Source organism: Bradyrhizobium sp. BR 1432 (assembly GCF_051547705.1).
Lineage (GTDB): Bacteria > Pseudomonadota > Alphaproteobacteria > Rhizobiales > Xanthobacteraceae > Bradyrhizobium > Bradyrhizobium zhanjiangense.
This window is the reverse complement of sequence record NZ_JBPUGF010000003.1, coordinates 658,770-678,470: the sequence shown is the minus strand read 5'-3', so window position 1 is coordinate 678,470 and position 19,701 is coordinate 658,770. Positions and strand designations below refer to the sequence as shown.

General features: G+C 57.9%; 13 protein-coding genes and 3 pseudogenes. 12 read left to right on the top strand and 4 right to left on the bottom strand.

Going from position 1 to position 19,701, the window contains the following annotated elements; all coding sequences use genetic code 11:
- Positions 1–115 precede the first annotated feature (115 nt).
- The 5 genes from ACSKB8_RS03365 to ACSKB8_RS03345 all read left to right on the top strand — a co-directional run bounded on the left by ACSKB8_RS03365 (position 116) and on the right by ACSKB8_RS03345 (position 4,487).
- Complete coding sequence (locus ACSKB8_RS03365; RefSeq protein WP_438102484.1) at positions 116–586, top strand: hypothetical protein; 471 nt, start codon at positions 116–118, stop codon at positions 584–586.
- 75 nt (positions 587–661) lie between these two features.
- Positions 662–880: a hypothetical protein gene (locus ACSKB8_RS03360; RefSeq protein ID WP_438102483.1), complete on the top strand. Its 219-nt coding sequence runs from the start codon at positions 662–664 to the stop codon at positions 878–880.
- A gap of 944 nt (positions 881–1,824) precedes the next feature.
- The gene (locus ACSKB8_RS03355; RefSeq protein ID WP_438102481.1) at positions 1,825–2,049 is read left to right on the top strand and encodes a hypothetical protein; all 225 of its coding nucleotides are present in this window, start codon (positions 1,825–1,827) and stop codon (positions 2,047–2,049) included.
- 744 nt (positions 2,050–2,793) lie between these two features.
- Positions 2,794–3,543: an electron transfer flavoprotein subunit beta/FixA family protein gene (locus ACSKB8_RS03350; protein WP_438102479.1), complete on the top strand. Its 750-nt coding sequence runs from the start codon at positions 2,794–2,796 to the stop codon at positions 3,541–3,543.
- A complete protein-coding gene (locus ACSKB8_RS03345; protein WP_438102477.1) occupies positions 3,543–4,487 on the top strand; it encodes an electron transfer flavoprotein subunit alpha/FixB family protein in 945 nt (314 codons plus the stop codon). Before ACSKB8_RS03350 ends, ACSKB8_RS03345 begins: the two co-directional genes overlap by 1 nt.
- A 60-nt stretch (positions 4,488–4,547) precedes the next feature.
- On the opposite strand, the gene ACSKB8_RS03340 is transcribed toward ACSKB8_RS03345, so the two are convergent.
- Positions 4,548–5,924: an L-serine ammonia-lyase gene (locus tag ACSKB8_RS03340; RefSeq protein WP_438102475.1), complete on the bottom strand. Its 1,377-nt coding sequence runs from the start codon at positions 5,922–5,924 to the stop codon at positions 4,548–4,550.
- A gap of 387 nt (positions 5,925–6,311) precedes the next feature.
- Here ACSKB8_RS03340 and ald point away from each other — a divergent pair.
- Positions 6,312–7,373, top strand: a pseudogene (gene ald, locus ACSKB8_RS03335) (alanine dehydrogenase).
- Between the two features lie 261 nt (positions 7,374–7,634).
- Here ald and ACSKB8_RS03330 read toward each other — a convergent pair.
- Positions 7,635–8,111, bottom strand: a complete 477-nt coding sequence (locus ACSKB8_RS03330) for an Lrp/AsnC family transcriptional regulator (protein WP_438102473.1) — start codon at positions 8,109–8,111, stop codon at positions 7,635–7,637.
- Positions 8,112–8,263: 152 nt separating this feature from the next.
- On the opposite strand from ACSKB8_RS03330, the gene ACSKB8_RS03325 reads away from it, so the two are divergent.
- The gene (locus tag ACSKB8_RS03325) at positions 8,264–9,775 is read left to right on the top strand and encodes an NAD-dependent succinate-semialdehyde dehydrogenase (protein WP_438102471.1); all 1,512 of its coding nucleotides are present in this window, start codon (positions 8,264–8,266) and stop codon (positions 9,773–9,775) included.
- A 10-nt stretch (positions 9,776–9,785) separates the two neighbouring features.
- Complete coding sequence (locus ACSKB8_RS03320; RefSeq protein ID WP_438102470.1) at positions 9,786–11,186, top strand: aminotransferase; 1,401 nt, start codon at positions 9,786–9,788, stop codon at positions 11,184–11,186.
- Positions 11,187–11,603: 417 nt separating this feature from the next.
- On the opposite strand, the gene ACSKB8_RS03315 is transcribed toward ACSKB8_RS03320, so the two are convergent.
- Positions 11,604–12,352 (bottom strand): IS5 family transposase gene (locus ACSKB8_RS03315; protein ID WP_438102468.1). Its coding sequence is split into 2 segments (ribosomal slippage): positions 11,604–12,022 and positions 12,022–12,352, totalling 750 coding nucleotides; the frame shifts between segments, so codons are not numbered across the junction.
- 81 nt (positions 12,353–12,433) lie between these two features.
- Here ACSKB8_RS03315 and ACSKB8_RS03310 point away from each other — a divergent pair.
- The 4 genes and pseudogenes from ACSKB8_RS03310 to purU all read left to right on the top strand — a co-directional run.
- Positions 12,434–12,655 (top strand): annotated as a pseudogene (locus tag ACSKB8_RS03310) (tetrahydrofolate dehydrogenase/cyclohydrolase catalytic domain-containing protein); the annotation flags it as partial.
- Positions 12,632–13,261, top strand: a complete 630-nt coding sequence (locus ACSKB8_RS03305; protein ID WP_438110370.1) for a bifunctional 5,10-methylenetetrahydrofolate dehydrogenase/5,10-methenyltetrahydrofolate cyclohydrolase — start codon at positions 12,632–12,634, stop codon at positions 13,259–13,261. The pseudogene ACSKB8_RS03310 and the gene ACSKB8_RS03305, both read left to right, overlap by 24 nt.
- 896 nt (positions 13,262–14,157) lie before the next feature.
- Positions 14,158–16,659 carry a GcvT family protein gene (locus tag ACSKB8_RS03300; RefSeq protein WP_438102466.1) on the top strand — a complete coding sequence of 834 codons (2,502 nt, stop codon included), beginning with the start codon at positions 14,158–14,160 and terminating at the stop codon, positions 16,657–16,659.
- Between the two features lie 61 nt (positions 16,660–16,720).
- Positions 16,721–17,584, top strand: a complete 864-nt coding sequence (gene purU / locus ACSKB8_RS03295) for a formyltetrahydrofolate deformylase (RefSeq protein WP_438102465.1) — start codon at positions 16,721–16,723, stop codon at positions 17,582–17,584.
- Positions 17,585–18,151: 567 nt separating this feature from the next.
- Here the strand turns inward: purU and ACSKB8_RS03290 are convergent.
- Positions 18,152–18,629, bottom strand: a pseudogene (locus ACSKB8_RS03290) (Lrp/AsnC family transcriptional regulator).
- Positions 18,630–19,701: the final 1,072 nt, after the last annotated feature.

Genomic DNA, 19,701 nt, shown 5'->3' with positions numbered 1-19,701 from the left:
CGCTGGGCGCCCTTATCGGCGGGTTGCCGCGGGTAAATCTGCTGCGGGAACCGAAAGTATTCGCAGTCCTACTGTATCCATTCTCGTTGCGCCGTCCAGATTTTCGACACGTCAAATGGAGAGCATAAATGAGCGCCGAGAATCCGCAGCGACGCCCGACAAACCGCCATCGATCCTCGATCAGCACGAGGGGGTTGATTGGCTCCTCGCCTGGATCATCAACCTGGCCGAACAGGGATGCGCAACGAGCATCACCGTTGCGGCAGAAGGCCAGCTCGTAACCGGTACGGTGATCGGCGGACACGAGTACTTCCGGACGATGGCTGCCAATATGAAGAACGCAAACGTCGCGGGCCAGAATGGCCAAGAGCTTCGCGAGGTCCTTAGCAATGGAATGGACGGCTTCAGGCAGCTTTATCCGGGGCCAGGTGACCTCAACGACATGTTCGGCTCGAAGCCCGGCTATCTTCACATGAAAGACACGAAGTTCGTTGTCGGTAATTCGCTGACGGGCAGCGGTGCCCTATGGCGCATCAAGCTCGCGAGCATCAGCGGCTTTACGTTGTCGACTGTACAGCGGACTTAGAAGAACTCCCCGCCGGAGTGATGATCGAAATCGTTTTTCGCGCCGGTCGTACTCTTTGAGCGTGTCCACCTTCACATGGCCCGTCTGCTACATGACGTTCAGGGCCACCTTGGCGTGGACCGCGCCGATAACGAAGCCAGCGCGGATCAGCGACACGGCAAGCCGTTCGTTAGGCACTACGACGCGGCGCCGCCGCAACTTGCCGACGGTGCTCAGCCTGATCCTGATTTCAATCCGCGATTTGGTGTCGGCGACCTAGCCGAATTGCCAGAAGAACCGAAATCAGCAAGATAGCTTGGCTCACCATCCCTCGGATCGCATCGTCGATCGGAAGATAGACCCAAGGTGCCCTTTTTCAGTTCGCTATGCAGTAAACCGATGGTGTGCCTTCGATAAGGGAGGGGTCGATCAGTTGGCGCCACCAGCTCCACTCTGGAGATCCCGGGCTCATCGGGAGATGCTTCAGTAAAAACTGAAGGGCAAGAAATGCTGCGCGCGCGGCGGGCACTAGCACAACTACGGGCTCCCGGATTGTTAGAGGTGCGGAATAAGCGCGAGCTACCGCACGTCGTGACTGACGAGCACCACTTTCATTCTACAGGCTGCTTGATGAATGATTGTCACGATGAGGCGGAGGATTGGCGCCCCAACCACTCGAAAAATCACGCCCAGCAGCATACCGGCAACGTGTCCAACCAGTGCAATCATTCCTCAGACCGCTACCGCCTTACTACGCAACGTCTGACCGCCCAAGCTTACAGCCTTGCGGCGGCATTGAGCTATTAAAATGGCAATTTCCAAATTGAGTAGAGAAGCCATCCTAGAGAGGCCCAAAAGAGGATGGCGGTTATGAGGAAGTACGGTGACTTAAGCAATGGCTATCCCAAAGATTGGGCCATATAGCATTGCAACCAGAACGTTTCGCGGCGATTGCGGGGCACATACGCCGCATTTCTGCTCAGGGCCGGCGCTTGAGGGTATCCTGCGCGTGGTCTAAGCGAATGCTAGCGAATCGAGTTTGGGACGCTACCACGGCCGCAATCAATGCCAGGCGCGCGAACTTCGCTGCACTGATAGGTGACAATGTCACTGGCGATGAGGTCCAAGCCTGCCGTGCGAAACAGTGAGGCCGCGGCCTAGGGGGTGATTCTTGTAGTTCGTATGAAGAGCGTAGGAGAGATGTTGATTGTGGCGGAGCTGGTGCTGATCCTGCATCCGCCCTAGCCGTCTCTCTTGCCATGGTGCGTCGTGTCGATTGCCGGCTCGGCAACGCTCTGACCTACGCCATTATCGGGGACGATTTTCCCGCCGAGATGGTCGCGCGCGCAAACGGTGCTTTGAACGTCCTGCAATTTGGCTGGGCCTTCGCCGTGCAGTACGGGATGGAACTCATTTTGGAGCAATGGCCCCTGGAGGCGCCGGGCATTATCCTTTGGCCGCCTATCAGGCCGCGTTCGGAGTAAATGTGTTGCTACAACTGGTGTCGCTGGCTTGGTTTGCCGCTCCTTGGCTTGGAGAGCGGAAGGGCAGGTTTCTGTCAAATGTCGAGTCGCGAGCGGCAGAAGCCTGGATGAGGACGCCATTCCACCAGTCGACCTTATCATTCTTGAGGCGGACGAGCACGTCGAGTGGTGACGCCCGCCCGTTGCTAGCTGATGTCGACTTCCTGCTTCACGCCGTAAGCGGCTGCTCCGAACTTTTCTTACCAAACTACGATCCATCTGGCCCCGCTTTGAGAGCCCACGTTCTGCTTTTTTACTCGTTTCATGTCAGGCCGCTGGTCGCTAGCTGCCTGATGAGCTAGCGGCACTTAATAGCAATCCATTCATTTCACTCGGAAGACGGGTTGTGCGCGCCGCATGCCCGCACAGCTACCCTGAAGAATTCCGCGTACGAAATCCCTCCTGACATTCGGTAGAATGGCGCGAACGAACCTGTTTGTGCCGACGCTATTCTGCTCTCTCCCCGAGACGAGGAAAAAGGCAAAGACGGCTAGCTGCACCACTGCTCCGAATTTCTGAAATGTTTGTTCTATGGCGGACCATCGCCGAAAACGGACTGCTCATCACATCGCTAGACAGGCGCAGGCGCTTTTCTGCGTGCCAATGATCTCTCGTGCACAAAATCAGCGTTTTGGTCGCGATCCCTACGATTTGGCTCAATCAATTCATGATACCTCCCCACGAGAATCAAGTGAAAGAGAATCGATGAAGATCTTAGTGCCGGTAAAGCGGGTGGTCGATTACAACGTCAAGGTCCGCGTCAAGAGCGATGGATCGGGCGTTGAACTCGCCAACGTCAAAATGTCCATGAACCCGTTCGATGAAATCGCAGTCGAGGAAGCGCTGCGCCTGAAGGAAGGCGGCAAGGCGACCGAGATCGTGGTGGTCTCGATCGGACCGGCGCAGGCGTCGGAGACGATCCGCACCGGTCTCGCGATGGGCGCCGACCGCGGCATCCTGGTGAAGGCCGAGGGCAATGTCGAGCCGCTCGCGGTCGCCAAGATCCTGAAGAAGGTTGCTGAAGAAGAGCAGCCGGGCCTGATCATCCTCGGCAAGCAGGCGATCGACGACGACTCCAATCAGACCGGCCAGATGCTGGCCGCGCTGCTCGGGTGGTCGCAGGCGACCTTCGCCTCCAAGCTCGAGGTCGAAGGTTCGGACTTCAAGGTCACGCGCGAAGTCGACGGCGGTCTGCAGACCGTGAAGCTGAAGGGACCGGCGATCGTCACCACCGACCTCCGTCTCAACGAGCCGCGCTATGCCTCGCTGCCCAACATCATGAAGGCCAAGAAGAAGCCGATCGCGGAAAAGACCGTCGCCGATTACGGCGTCGACGTCGCCGCGCGTCTCGAGGTTCTCAAGACGACTGAGCCGGCGGGCCGCAAGGCGGGCGTCAAGGTCAAGGACGTCGCCGAGCTGGTGTCGAAACTCAAGAATGAAGCCGGGGTGCTCTGATGACGACGCTTCTGATTGCCGAACACGACAATGCGTCGCTGAAGGATGCGACCAACAAGGCTCTCACCGCGGCTGCCGCACTCGGCGCGGACGTCGAGGTGCTGGTGGCCGGCCAGAACGCCAAGGCCGCGGCGGATGCCGCCGCCAAGCTTGCCGGCGTCAAGAAGGTGCTGCTCGCCGATGGCGAGACCTACGCGCACGATCTCGCCGAGCCGCTGGCCGCGCTGATCGTCTCGCTGGCTCCGTCCTATGACGCGATCGTCGCGCCCGCGACCTCGCGTTTCAAGAACGTGATGCCGCGTGTCGCCGCCCTGCTCGACGTCATGCAGGTCTCGGAGATCATCAAGGTGGTCGCCCCAGATACCTTCGAGCGCCCGATCTATGCCGGCAACGCCATCCAGACGGTGAAGTCGAAGGACGCCAAGAAGGTCATCACGGTCCGGACCTCCACCTTCGCCGCAGCGGGCGAAGGCGGCAGCGCGCCGGTCGAGAACGTGGCGGCGGCGGCCGATCCCGGCCTGTCGTCGTTCGTCGGTGAGGAGGTCGCCAAGAGCGACCGTCCCGAGCTGACCTCGGCCAAGATCATCGTCTCCGGTGGCCGCGCCATGCAGAGCCGGGAAAACTTCGCCAAGTACATCGAGCCGCTCGCCGACAAGTTAGGGGCCGGTGTCGGTGCCTCGCGCGCGGCGGTCGACGCCGGCTATGCGCCGAACGACTGGCAGGTCGGCCAGACCGGCAAGGTCGTGGCCCCCGAGCTCTATGTCGCGGTCGGCATTTCCGGCGCGATTCAGCATCTGGCCGGCATGAAGGACTCCAAGGTGATCGTCGCGATCAACAAGGACGAGGACGCGCCGATCTTCCAGGTCGCCGATTACGGCCTGGTGGCCGATCTCTACCAGGCGGTTCCGGAGCTGACGGCCGAACTCGGCAAACTCGGCAAGTAAAACGAGCCAAAAACACCGGCCGGAGGAGTACACTCCCGCCGGTGTTTGATTAACATCAAATCAGCATACCGTCACGTTCGCGGCGAGTCCACCGAGTGACGTCTCTTTGTACTTCGACTGCATGTCCGCGCCTGTTTGCCTCATGGTCTCGATCACCTTGTCCAAGGTTACGTAATGATGGCCATCACCGGATAAGGCGAGGTGCGCCGCGGTAATCGCCTTGGTAGCGCCGATTGCGTTGCGCTCGATACACGGAATTTGCACCAATCCTCCGACCGGATCGCAGGTCAGGCCCAGATTGTGCTCCATTCCGATCTCGGCTGCATTCTCAATTTGCTCGTTGCTGCCACCAAGCACTGCCGCCAACCCAGCGGCAGCCATTGAGCAGGCAACGCCAACTTCGCCTTGGCAGCCCACTTCCGCGCCCGAAATGGAAGCATTCTCCTTGTAGAGTGATCCAATGGCCGCCGCTGTCAGTAGGAAGCGGTGAATCACGCTGCGGTTAGCTGCGGGATAAAAGCGGCAATAGTAACTAAGTACGGCGGGAATGATGCCCGCGGCCCCGTTGGTCGGCGCGGTCACGATGCGGCCACCTGCCGCATTTTCCTCGTTCACCGCGATCGCAAACGCGGTGACCCAATCTAATTCCCGCAGGGGAGGCGCAGATTCGTTGCGACCATGGTCCTCAATCAGCCGCTGATAAAGACCCGGTGCGCGACGCCGTACACGAAAAGCTCCTGGCAAATGGCCCTGCTTGTGTAGGCCGCGATCGATTGAAGCGCACATCGCACTCCAAATCATATCCATCTTCTCTACGACCTCTTGGAGCGGACGTCGTGCCGTTTCATTAGCAAGAGCAATCTCGTCGACTCGCAGTTTGCGCGATGCCGCCATGACGAGCAATTCCTGAGCCGATCGATAGGGGTAAGGCAAATGCGCTGCTGCGTTTGATCGATTGTTCACCTCGTCTTCTGCGATCACAAAGCCGCCGCCGATCGAATAGTAGTCACGCTGGCAAACGATCTCGCCAGATCGATCCCGAGCCGAGAAGCGCAGCCCATTCGGGTGGTGCGGCAAATTCTTTCTCTGATGGAAAATCAAATGCCTGGATTCATCGAATTCAATTTGGTGCTGCCCGAGCATGGTCAGGCGACAATTTCGGCGGACCTCATCGATTTGTGCGGCCGCGCGTTCTACGTCGATAGTGTCTGGCTCCTCGCCCAGAAGTCCAAAGAGGACGGCGCGATCTGTCGCATGGCCGCGACCGGTGAGAGCGAGCGATCCGAATAGTTCCACGGTCACTTCATTGATCTGTTGAAAGGTCGCGTTCTGCTCCGCCTCCTGTAGGAAGCGACGCGCGGCGATCATTGGACCGACCGTGTGCGAGCTCGACGGCCCAATTCCGATCTTGAACAATTCGAAAGCGCTGACGGGCACGGTTACCTGCGTTATCTTAGAATATCGAGCGCTACAGTTCGGCGATCCCGATCCGCACCGTCTTGGAAATCAACGTGGTGGTCGGTAAGAACCGCAACATCAATCTCACGTTCCAGCGATGCTGACGAGCTTATGCGACGATTTCGCTCAGCAAAGTTAGATCAGTTGTCTCGACCGGTTACGCTAGTCCCAAGCGCGTTCGCTGTTTAGCATATTGCAACGGTCCGGCTGGTATCCTGCTTCCCGTGAAGAAAAAAGATGAATTTCTGCGCGACGTTGGCATCTGGGTCGGTGTTTGCGTCGCTCTCGCGATTAGAAAGGTGATGAAATAGGAAATTGCAGATGAAGTTCGGTGTCCCCAAGGAAATCAAGACGCACTAATATCGCGTGGGCTTGACGCCTGGCGCCGTGCGCGAATACGTGGCTGACGGCCACAGCATATTGGTGGAGAGCAGCGCGGGTGTTGGCAGTGGCGTTACGGATGACGATTATCGTAAGGCTGGCGCGACTAGTGGACTCCGCTCGCGAGGTGCTTGCATCAATCGAGATGATCGCAAAGGTCAAGGAATCGCAGCCGTCAGAGTGGATTCAGCTGCGAGAGAACCAGATCCTCTTTACAGAATCTTCATCTGGCCCCAGATCCGGAGTAGGCGAAAGCCTCATTAAGTCGGGTCCACCGCCATTGCTTACGAGACGGTCACGGATGCACACGGCGGCCTTCCGCTGCTCGCGCCGATGAGTGAGGTTGCGGGCCGCCTTTCGATCGAGGCAGCCGGTGCGGCCCTCAAGCGGTATGTGGGCGGTCGGGGTCTGTTAATTGGCGGGTGCCGGGTGTCCAGCCAGCTCGCATCGTCGTGATTAGAGGTGGCGTACTCGGGACACATGCGGCACGAATGGCCGTAAGCTTGGGTGCAGAGGTTACGATCCTCGACGCTCGATACCCCGGCTTCGCGAGCTTGATGAACTGCTCGAGGGCGCGTTCGTACGAGGTTCTCGACAATTGCCGCTGCTGAGGAGGAGGTATTTGCCGCGGATGTTGTCATCGGCGCGGTGCTCCTTGCAGGGGCGAGCGCGCCAAAGCTTGTCAGCCGGGGACATGTTCGGCTCGATGCGTAAAGCTTCTGTGATCGTGGATGTCGCCATCGATCAGGGCGGATGTTTCGAGACCTCGCGTCCGACGACGCCCGCAGATCCAACTTACGTCGTAAACGACGTTATCCATTATTGCGTCGCCAATATGCCCGGGCTGTTCCGCTCACCTCGAGCCATGCCCTGAACAACTCCATCACGCCATTTGGCCTGGCTCGCGCCAACAAGGGATTCGCAGCTGTGCTCGAGAATCCCCATTTGCGCGCATGCCTCAATTTTTACCGCAGCCGTCTGACCTACAAAGCCGTTGCCGAGAGCCTCGATCTACCATTTTCACCAATCGATCAGGCTGCTGCCTGATCCCCAGAGGCTACCTAGGGGGCTTTCCTCCCAGACTTGACGGGCCGCTCCTTGGAGTGGCCCCTTTTTTTAACAGATCTCTTGAAGCCTCTTAGCCTCGGCTCGACGGGCCCTTAAAACGTGGACATCGAGATGGACGTTGATGTAGCGAGCTTCTCCTGGCAGCCGCTGCGACCATGCGGCTTCTCACTACCTATCGATGGACAGCCTTGATTGTCCATGCGCGACCGGCATTGAGCAGCTCTTTCGCGGGACAGCACATCAATCCTCTGACAGACCCTTAATTGGAACGGCGAAGCCTGTCTTAACGCGGTCCATTATGACCATTGTCTTGAAGCCTTTGATATCCAGGTTCCCATAGAAGAACTGTCGGGTGAACTGCTCGTAATCCTCCATGCTGCGTGCTGTGATGTAGAGGAGGAAGTCGGCATCTCCAGTTACGTAAAATCCATTTACGACTTCAGCCGACGATTTAATGGCCTTCTTGAACTTATCGATAATATCTGAGCGCTCCCTCTCCAGGTTCACCAGCACAAGCATCTGGATAGGCCGTCCTACCGCCTTCGCAGAAACGAGCGAGACGTCGGCCTCGATGATACCTCGCGAGCGAAGTCGCTTCAGTCGCCGTTGACACGCGGTGGCGGAAAGTCCGGTCATTTCGCCGATCACGTCTGAGGTTAGCCGGTTGTTCCTTTGCACAATATCCAGGATACGGGCGTCAATTCGATCATATTGCATACTGGTTCAGCCTTCAGGTGCATTTCCTTCGCGAAACGTCGACGCATTGCAGGAAATCGTCGAGACAGCAGGAAAATGCAACGCAATATCCTCGCGACATTAGTATCCTCAATGCACCGGCAAATTCAACAAATGACTGCGTGGACGTCCATATGGCTTTTCAGACTATTCACCACAAGACGTCGCCTGTCGGTGTTGCTGCCTCGCACCTGCAAAGTTTGAGTCGCCGCGATTTTGTCGCCGGATCCGCGCTCATCGACGGTCGTTGGATCGCGCGCGAGCTGCGGGACGTCGTGGTCGATCCAGCTACTGGGGAGGAAATCGCCGATGTTGCTCGGTGTGATGCCGTCGATATGAATTCGGCCATCGCGGCAGCTGAGCGCTCGTTTTCTGCTTGGCGTGGATTGTTGCCGGCGAAACGTGGCGCCATTCTCAGATCCTGGGCGTCGTTGATGCGTGAGCACTCGGAGGAGTTATCCATCCTTGTAACGAGCGAGCAAGGTAAGCCGCTCGCTGAAGCGCGCCACGAGATTTCATATGGGGCGGGATTTCTCGAGTGGTTTGCTGCAGAGGGCGAGCGTGCCTATGGAGAGACGATCCCCAGCCACAAGCCCGACAGTCTGTTGCACGTCCGGATGCTGCCGATCGGGATTGCTGCAGCCATTACTCCGTGGAATTTCCCCGTGGCCATGATCACCAGAAAAGCGGGGGCCGCTCTTGCGGCTGGCTGTCCCATGATTGTGAAGCCTGCTCCTGAGACGCCGCTCTCTGCGCTTGCCTTGGCCAGGTTGGCTGAAGAAGCGGGAGTTCCTGCAGGCGCGTTTCAAGTTGTGGTCGGCGATCCAGTCGAGCTAGCGGCGCCCCTGTTGCGGGATCCCAGAATTCGGGCTCTTTCGTTCACGGGTTCTACCGAAGTTGGCCGTCTGCTTCTGGAAAGTTCGGCCAAAACGGTAAAGAAAGTGTCGCTCGAACTGGGGGGGCATGCGCCCTTCATCGTCTTCGATGATGTTGATCTCGACAAGGTGGTCAAAGGCGCGATGGTCGCAAAATTTGCGACCTCTGGCCAGGACTGTTTGGCGGCCAACCGAATCTACGTCCAGAGGGGCATCTATGATGCCTTCGTCAAGGCGTTTGCTGCGGCAATTGCGCAGCTCAAGGTCGGTCATGGTCTGGAGCCTGCAACAGACATCGGCCCAATGACCAAGTTGTCGGTTGCCGAAAAGTGCAGGGCTCAAATCGATGATGCAGTGACAAGGGGAGCCCGCGCAACATCCGCCAATCAAAACGCCGGTCTGGGTCCGCGCTTTGTTGTTCCGACCCTGCTCTGGGACGTTACGGAAGATATGCTCATCACCAAGGAGGAGACGTTCGGCCCCGTCGCTGCAGTCCTTCCCTTTGATACGGAAGAGGAGGTTATCGCTCGCGCCAATGCGAGTGAAATGGGCCTCGCCGGATATGTCTATACGGATAGCTTGCGTCGAGCCCTTCGGGTGTCTGAGCGGATCGAGTGTGGGATGGTCGGCGTCAATACTGCTTCGTTTACGGGACCGCCGATCCCATTCGGCGGATGGAAGCAGTCGGGGCTCGGTCGCGAGGGTTCGCGACACGGTTTGGCGGAATACATGGAAATGAAATACGTCTGCTTCGGCGATTTGGCGGCCTAGGAGAGTTGGCATGATCGACATCAAAACCATTGCAGAGCGAGATCGCTCCAGTGTTCTGCATCCTTTCACGCAGCTCAAGGATTTTGCTAGCGGCAAGCTCGGTGATCCAACCATCGTCGCTGGAGGTAAGGGCGTCCGCATCCAGGATGCGACGGGACGCAGCTACCTCGACGGCTTTGCTGGCCTTTACTGCGTGAACATTGGATATGGCCGCACGGAAGTGGCCGAGGCGATCGCGCGGCAGGCCCATAAGCTGGCATATTACCATACGTATGCAGCTCACACGACCGAAGAGCTTGTGACCCTTTCGCATCGTCTCGTACGAATGGCCCCGGGCAAGCCTAGCAAGGTATTTTATGGGCTGTCAGGCTCAGATGCCAACGAAACCCAAGCTAAGCTCGTCTGGTATTACAATAACCTACGGGGGCAGCCTAAGAAAAAGAAGATCATCTCGCGTGAGCGCGGATATCACGGCAGTTCGGTGATCTCCGGCTCGATGACTGGGATGTCGTTCTATCATGATCACATGGACCTTCCTTATGCGGGCGTTCTGCATACAGGCGCGCCACACCATTATTGGGGTGCTGAGCCGGGTGAGACGGAGGAGGCGTTTTCTCGCCGTCGTGGAGCCGAGCTCGAAAAGCTTATCGTGCAAGAAGGACCGGAAACAATCGGCGCATTCATTGCGGAGCCGGTACTTGGTACGGGAGGTATCACGCCGCCTCCGACGGGCTACTGGCGTGAGATTCAGGCCGTGCTCAGGCGCTACGATGTTCTTCTGATCGCAGACGAGGTGATTTGTGGGTTCGGCCGAACCGGCGCCGACTTCGGCAGCACCCTGTATGGAATCGAGCCAGATTTGGTGACAGTCGCCAAAGGTCTGACGTCTGGATACGTGCCGCTCTCAGGAGCCATTGTTGGCGAGAAAGTCTACGCAGTCATAGAGGAGGCCGCTGATCGGATCGGCGCATTCTCGCACGGATATACCTACTCAGGTCATCCGATCGCCGCCGCTGCCGCCAACGCAGTCCTTGATATCGTTGAGAAGGAGCGGCTTAGCGATCGCGCGCGGATCGTCGGTTCGTACTTCCAAAAGCGTCTCAAGGAGCGATTTTCACAGCTGGAAATTGTTGGCGAAGTGCGCGGCGTAGGCCTGCTTAGTGCGGTCGAGTTTGTCGCAGATCGCCACACGAAGCGGCGATTTGATCCGCAGCTGAAGGTCGGCGCGCGTATTTCCAAGACTGCTCGTGACCGCGGGCTTATTGCGCGAGCAATGCCGCATGGTGACATTCTTGGTTTCGCTCCTCCCCTCGTCGTGTCCGAGAGCGAGATAGATGAAATTGTCGACCTCGCCTACCAGGCGACCAAGCAAGTCATGGACGAACTCGCAAAGGAAACGGCGATTGCGTGAGTGCGGATCGCATGGACGCCGAACTCTCAGGGGGGCCTGTCGCTGGCCCCCTTTTAAGTTCGCGCAAGCGGAGCTCTGTCTGCGCTACCGGGACGCTTAGAGCGGCTGCTGGACGCCGAGAGCGACCGCTCCAGAAAGCAAAAAGGTCTGGCCGGTCTATTGCCGTGGCCGTTATCGCGGATGGAATGGTCAGGCCGTGTAAGTCGACGGTCGTATCGAACTGTACGGCCATGAATGCTGGGCCCTTGTCGTGGACCAAACTAATGGTCAGGAATCAGAAATGACTGCTATCCCAATCGATGGAAAGGCGATTGCCGAGCGCGTTCGAGCCCGCGTCGCGCGCGATGTTGCGTTGCTTAAAGGTCAACGCAACGTTACCCCGGGGTTGGCTGTTGTCCTAAGGCCTGTTTACAGTCGCTAGTTTGCGAGGAAAGCCGCGACGAGATTGAGGAGGCCGGCAAAGCAGGCGTCTGTCTTTTCGTAGCGAGTTGCGATGCGGCGGAATGCCTTGAGCTGGCAGAAGAAGTTCTCGACCAGGTGGCGCCATTTGTACATTTCGGCGTCGTGCGGGATGCGCCCGGCGCGGTCGGCCTTGGACGGGATGACCGCTGCGGCGCCGCGTTGGTTCAGATTGGCGCGCAGCCAGTTATTATCGAAGGCCTTGTCGCCGATCAGCGCTTCAAAATCGAGGCCAGTGATCAAAGGCTCGACGCCAATGCTGTCGTGACGCTGGCCGGGCAGCAGGACGAAGCGAATGAGATTGCCGAGTGCGTCGACCAGAGCCATGATTTTGGTAGTCAGGCCACCACGCGAGCGGCCTATGGCCTGATTTTGAGTCCCCCTTTTGCCCCGGTGCCATGTTGGTGGACCCGGACGAGTGTGCCGTCGATCAGGACATATTCGAAATCGGGATCGTCACAGAGAGCTTTGAAGACCCGCTCCCAGACCCCCTTCTGCGCCCAGCGCCAGAAGCGCGTATACACTGTGAACCACTTGCCGAACGCTTCCGGCAGATCTCGCCACGGCGAGCCCGTGCGCGCAATCCAAAGAACTGCTTCGATAAAGAGCCGGTTGTTACGCCCGGTGCCGCCGGGATCACCGGCTTTGCCAGACAATTCCGGCGCAATCCGCTCCCACTGCGCATCGCTCAACATCAATCGAATCAAGGCTGATCTCCAATTTTCAGCCTTGAATCAATTTTCTACTGATTTGGGAATCCTGTCTGTAAACAGGCCTTAGTCGGCAACGATCCTGCGAGTGCGGTCTACGTTACGACAAAAGCCAGATATGCGCAGGCCGTGGGATTCAAATCTCAACAGTTTCTGCTGCCGGGTGACGTCGGCGAAACCGAGCTCTTGAGGTTAATCGAGGAGCTCAACGGAGATGAGTCTATCGATGGCATCCTAGTTCAGCTCCCGCTGCCTGGGCACATCGATCGTTGGCGTGTGCTAGAGGCCATCAATCCCTCAAAAGATGTTGACGGGTTTCATCCATACAATGTTGGAAGATTGGCGGCAGGACGACCAGCTCTTGTGCCTTCTACGCCACTTGGAGTTGTTCATCTCATCAAGACCGTCGCGCGCGATTTGAACGGTCTCGATGTTGTTGTCATTGGCCGTTCGAACATCGTTGGAAAGCCTCTTGCGGTTCTGCTAGGCGATGCTGGATGTACCGTCACAGGCGCGCAGCTACAGACGCGAAACCTCCCAGACCTCTGCCGCAAGGCGGACATTGTTGTGTCAGCCGCCGGTTCTGCGGGACTCGTTCGGGGCGATTGGCTGAAGCCAGGCGCGATCGTCATTGATGTCGGCATCAATCGCGCGATCGATTCGACGGGGGCAGCCAAATTGGTAGGAGATGTCGCGTTCGCAGAAGCGACCGAGCGAGCCAGCTACATCACTCCGGTACCTGGCGGCGTCGGGCCGATGACGGTCGCGTACTTGCTCGCAAATACCGTGAATGCGGCGGTCGCGCGCCGGGGTTTGCAGTTGTCTGCTGATCACGAGGGCGATCAAGCTCGGTCATTCTGCCACAGAGAGAAAGATCGGGCCGTCGATCTTCAGGCGGCAAGTTAGAGGCTATCAGCGATACTTAACGCAAGGCTGTTAACGGCCATTCCAGCCGAGTACCCGGACCAATCCTATGGGACCGCGGAACAGGCGCTTTGCGGCGGTATGGGCCGTAGTATTGCATTGTATCCTTGTCTTGCGCGCCAAGCTCAGGACCCGCTTATCACATGCGCGTAATGCCGCCGAGTGAACTGGTCCATCAGATCGGTACGGCTAGCCATCGATCGTTCCAAACCAAGATTGCTGTGAAAAGCGAACTCTCATCCAGGTCGTGCTCAGCCGCGATCAATTCGCAACGCGGCGCTCACGCGTGAAGCAAGCGACCGAACGCAATGAGATCCTGCAGTGGAACTTCAGGGATTGAGTTCGGCAAACCTGCAAGGAGGCAACAGGCACACCAGCTTGCTGAAGCTGGGGGCAGTCGGAGCGTCTAACTCGCATTCCGCGTGAGCGCCCTGCTTCCCCTTGTAGCGGGTCGATCCGTCCAAAGCTCCATCAGCCGAGGGTGAAAGATGCCGACGCCGCAAAAATGATCGTTTTCTCGATATGGCGCAGGATTTCTGTTTCATGGAGGCTCACATCAGTCGAATTCAGTATCGGCGACGCCCTACTATCTCCCTCAAGACATGGGGCGTTTCCAGGACAAGACACGCAGAAGGAGACCTATTTACACCATTCCGTACACCTAGCGTCCTGTCGCGTGCGATGCGCTGACAAGAGACAGTAGGACCGAATCGCAATCTCACCAAGGCGCTCGATGCCGCGTCGGGAGCTTGTGAGTTCACAGCGGATACCAAATCCTGCATCGCAGGACGCCACACGCTCCAACCTCGAAAACGTATCCATCACTGTCCCTAGGCTGCGCCTGACCCGGTCTGCAGCCATTTTTTCTGAGCCGTTGAATGCACACCAAACTTCCATCCCATGCGGAATACGTCATTGTCGGCGGCGGCATCATCGGATTGTCCGTCGCTTATCACCTCACGCGGCTCGGGCATCGCGATGTTCTGCTGCTTGAGCGCGACCAGCTCACCTGCGGTACGACTTGGCACGCGGCTGGCTTGGTCACTCAGCTTCGAGCCAGCGAGAACATGGCGAAGCTCGCCCAGTATACAGCTGGGCTGTTCCAAGAGCTTGAGGAGCTGACGGGCCAATCCACCGGCTTCCGGCAATGTGGGTCGATCACCGTCGCGGCGACACCTGAGAGGCTCGAGGAGCTCAAGCGGGGTGCGTCCATGGGGCGTTCCTTCGGTCTCGACGTCGAGATTATCGATGCTGCCGAAGCAAAGCGACGGGTGCCGATGCTTGACGTGGCTGATGTGCTCGGCGCGGCATGGATCGCCTCAGACGGAAAAACAAATCCGGTAGATACGGCGCGCGCATTTGCGGCCGGTGCGCGGCAGGGCGGAGCGAAAATACTCGAACAAACGCCGGTGACGCGCATCCTGCTCGAAAACGGACGAGTCGCCGGCGTCGAGACGGCGGACGGAATTGTGCGAGCGGAAAAGGTCGTCATCTGCGCGGGGATGTGGACGCGGTCGCTGGCTGCCGACCTCAATTGGACGGTACCGCTGCACGCGGCAGAGCACTTCTATGTTGTTACAGAGTCCATGCCGGGTTTGGCGCCTGATACGCCCACGCTGCGCGACCTTGATGCGTGTATGTATGCAAAGGAGGACGCGGGCAAATTGCTGGTGGGTTTCTTCGAACCTAAAGGCAAGCCTTGGGGTATGGCGGGAATTCCGCGCGACTTCAGTTTCGAGTCGTTGCCCGACGATCTCGACCACATTGAGCCTCACCTCGTCAACGCCATGCGACGTCTGCCAGCGCTGGCCAACGTGGGTCTGCAACTGAACTTCAATGGGCCGGAAAGCTTTACGCCTGACAATCGATTCTTGTCGGGGCCTGCACCTGACATTGCGGGCCTCTATGTGGCTTCCGGCTTCAATTCGTGCGGCATCGAGTTTTCTGGCGGCGCTGGCAAAGTCATGGCCGAGTGGATGTCGACGGGTACGCCGGCCAGCGACTATTGGGAAATGGACGTGCGACGCGCCATGCCATTCCAGCGCAATCGGCGATATTTGCATGACCGGACCGGCGAAGCAGTTGGGCTCCTCTACGCTCTACATTGGCCTCACAAGTCACCAGCGACGGCTCGAAACGTGCGGGTCTCGCCGCTGCACCATCGGCTCGCGGCGGCTGGTGCGACTTTTGGAGAGGCTGCAGGCTGGGAGCGGGCGCAATGGTTTGGGCCAGCTGACGCTCGGGCGTACGGGCACGCCACATTTGGTCGGGACGGTTGGTTCAAGGCGAGCGGCGCCGAACATGAAGCAACCCGGTCCGGGGTTGCGCTGTTCGACCAAACCTCATTTGCCCATTTGCTCGTGCAGGGTCGCGATGCGCTGTCCTTTCTTCAGCGCCTCTCGACCAACGACGTCGACGTTCCAATTGGTCGAATCGTGTACACGCCATGGCTCAACGAGCGCGGCGGTATGGAATTTGATGTCACGATCGCGCGGACGGGCGGTCATGAATTCCTGGTGGTCACTGCTGCCGTCCAGCGCGTTCGCGATCTCGCCTGGCTGCGTATGCATGCGAAAGGTGCGGGACACGTCTTCGTCACCGACGTATCGTCAGGCTACGCTTGCCTTTCCGTCATGGGACCGCGTTCCAGAGAGCTGCTGATGCGAGTGAGTCCGGCAGATTTCTCTGAGGCAGCATTTCCGTTCGCGACCACCCGAGAAATCGAGATCGGTTACGGCATGGCGCTCGCCTTCCGCATGACCTTCGTAGGAGAACTCGGGTGGGAGTTGCACATCCCGGCTGAGCAGGCGCTGAATGTCTACGATGCACTTGTTGCTGCAGGGCGCGATCTCGATGTGCGCAATGCCGGTTATGTAGCGCTGAACACGCTGCGCCTCGAAGCCGGTTACCGCGACTGGGGTGCTGACGTGAGTGACGAAGATACGCCGCTCGAGGCGGGGCTTGGGTTCACAATCGCTTGGAACAAAAGTGCCGATTTCATCGGCCGATCGGTTCTCGAATCGCAGCGCGGCCAAACCCCGCGGCGGCGCCTTGTGCAGTTGGCCGCGCCGGGGGCACTGCCGCTCATGTTCGGAACAGAGCCGGTCTGGCGCAATGGATCGCTCGTTGGCTACCTGCGCTCCGCGGGCTTCGGTCATACTTTAGGCTGCGGTGTTGGTATGGGCTATCTGCACTGCGAGACTGGGGTCAGTGCGGATTGGCTGGCGAAGGGAGCTTTTGAAATAGAGATCGCCGGCGAACGGCATCCGGCGATCGCATCACTTCGCGCCTTCTATGATGTGAATCGCACGCGAGTGAAGGGCGAATGGCGCAAGCTCGAAGACATCATTGCCCCGGAGCTTCTCCGAGCTAAGGCTTGATTGTTTCCTCCGTCCTTCCTCAACGCCTCTCACCAGGAGCCGCCATCAGGCGCTCATTACAATGTCTGATTGTTCTTTGATTCTCGCCTTTTCCTGCCCTGATCGTCCGGGCATCGTATCGGCCGTCTCAAGCCTGCTGTTTGAAGCTGATTGTAACATTCTCGATGCTCAGCAGTTCGACGACACGGAGGCCGGTCACCTCTTCATGCGCCTCGTGTTCGTTCGTCTCGAACACGCAAAATCAGAAGCGGACATTGCTGCCTCAATCGAGAAACTCGCAAGCCGGTTCGCCATGACGTTCACTTTGCGGCAGAGTTCCGCAAAAAAACGTGTGATGCTGCTGGTGTCGAAATTCGACCATTGCCTGGCCGATTTGCTTTATCGCTGGCGGATCGGCGAGCTTCCGATGGAGGTGACGGCGATCGTTTCTAATCATGGTCGCGAGCATTTGGCCTCCACGGATCTCGGCGAACTGCCATTTTATCATTTTCCTGTCACCAAACAGACGAAGATGGAGCAAGAGGCGCGCATTTGGGAGCTCGTGCAAGAGACCAATACGGATCTGGTTGTGCTCGCGCGCTACATGCAGATCCTCTCGGATGGCTTTTCGGCCAAGCTGTCCGGACGCTGCATTAACATTCACCATTCGTTTTTGCCGGGCTTCAAAGGCGCCAAGCCCTATCATCAAGCATATGAGCGGGGCGTCAAATTGATCGGCGCGACAGCACATTATGTGACCTCGGATCTGGACGAAGGACCGATCATTGAACAAGATGTTGAACGGATTTCACATCATGACGCTCCCGACGATCTCGTCCGCAAAGGACGTGATATAGAACGGCGCGTTCTCGCACGGGCTGTGCGCCATCACCTCGAGGACCGCGTCGTCTTGAACGGCAAGAAGACTGTTGTCTTTAGTGGCTGAGCGGATTGGAGAGTCCGGGCGAGAGCCGTCATTTTGAGCTAAGACGGCTTGGAGACGGTTCGGAGGTAGGTTGTGCCAAAACCAACCCATCCACTAACTCGGGTACCTGAGGGAGCCTTGGATTGTGGCTGGTCGCGCTTCGACGCCCCGAAGCACGAACACCGATAGCAAAGAGCCTTTTCGGCTGTCCGTGTGCTCATAGCTGATAGTGGTCAAGAACCTAACTAAGTTGGGTCGATGGCATCAACGCGATCAGCCCGTTTCGGCAGAGCGCCGCACAATTTGGCGAAGGCTCTCAATCGAGCCCGACCCGCGATCGCATCCCCAGCGCGAGGAACACCGCTAGAGGAACTGCTGTCTCGCGTAGCGATCCAGCCATTTTCGTCGAATACCGAGCCGCAGCAATCCGCAGCCACTGCAAGTCGGAAGGACGGAGAGAATGCTCTCTGGCAACTTGTTTCCTAGGACCTACCGCCGATCGGTCCTAGGTCCGGCGGCAAGCTTCTCTGACGCGTGCTCACCGCGAGGAGATGACGACGGCGCCATTGTTTGGACCGCCAGCTCGCATCAATCTTCCGATGGCGCCTCAATCGGGATCGCAAAGCCAGCCTTAACGCGGTCCATTATAACCATCGTCTTTACCGCCTTGATGTCTGGATTCTCATAGAAGAATTCGACGGGTAAATTGCTCGTAGTCTTCCATGCTGCGGGAGGTGACGTATAGGACAAAGTCAGCGTCTCCGGTGACGTAAAATCCGTTGACGACTTCAACCGACGATTTGATCGCCTTCTTGAATCTGTCGATGATGTCCGAACGCTCCCGCTCCAAGCTAACCAGCACGAGCATCTGAATAGGATTTCCCACCGCCTTCGGCGAAACGATTGAGACGTCGGCCTCAATAATGCCTTCCGATCGAAGTCTCTTCAGCCGCCTTTGGCACGCGGTAGCAGAAAGCCCCGCAAGTTCGCCGATCACGTCAGAAGTGAGGCGGTTATTTTTCTGTACGATCTCGAGGATGCGGGCGTCTATTCGATCGTATTGCATATCTAGCCTGGAGTCCCCCTGGTGAATTCCGCCGCAAAACTTCAGCTTAATGCAGAAATCGAGCCAAAGGGCCGGAAAGTGCGACGCAAATATCTCCGTGATATCAATATCCTGAATGCTCGGGACATTTCAACGGGGCGGGGATAGGATAATTTTGTGCTGAGGACTTTGCGGCGGGCGCAAGGAGCTTTACGGCAAAGCTGCTTCGATCACCAGATATTTCCTGATGCACGATTATGGAAGGCTTCTGGAGCGAAGAGCAATTACCAGAAATATGAATATAAACATTGGGTTCCGCACTCCTTGGCCGGTTTTGATCGATCGCTCCGCTCCGAGGGCGCAGTAAGCTTGGGTAGTGACCTGGCCGCCTATGTAGGCCGGAGAGGGCTTTAACAGGAAGAACAGCCGCAATTTCGCCGACGGTAGGTTCGGCCGAGTTTGCGTTTGACCTCGGAAGGCATACTACCTGCGCGACGTGTATGTACGAGCATTCGCCGCAACCACAGGAAGTCGTGCCAGCAAGTAGGTTGCCGCGTCTCGAAGTGTTCGGACCTGACCAGACTTGGGGACTGTGAGGCTGCTTTACGATGAAGTTCTGCGGCAACGCAGCCAAATCATCCGATTGAATGCGCGATAAGCTCAGAAGTCGCTCAATCTTCTGCACCAAGGCAGAGTAATCTTTCTCTGTTAGCCAAAAATCCGAATGACGTGAACGACCAGGCGGGGTCCTTTGATAAGTCGCAGCAACAGTTTTCTTTCCGATGACGAGCGCGATGCAGTGATTGAATAGGTGCGCCAGCCGCAAGCTGGTGCGATCCAGCCGGTGAAAGTCCGGCCCAAGTAAGGCGTAGCGTCCGCTTGGTAGCGAGTGTTGCGTGGCCACTGGCGACAGTGGGTGCGAAGCGTACACAGCGATTGCATGGGGTGTGGGATTGAGCCACGAAAGATCAGATGTCGCAGGGGCCGAGAGTTTCTATTCGCTCGAAGGCAACATGTGCGGCACCGCTATGCGAGGTGCTGACGCCCTGCCGGGGTCAAAGGCCACATCACGTGCAAAGGGATCGCATCGGAA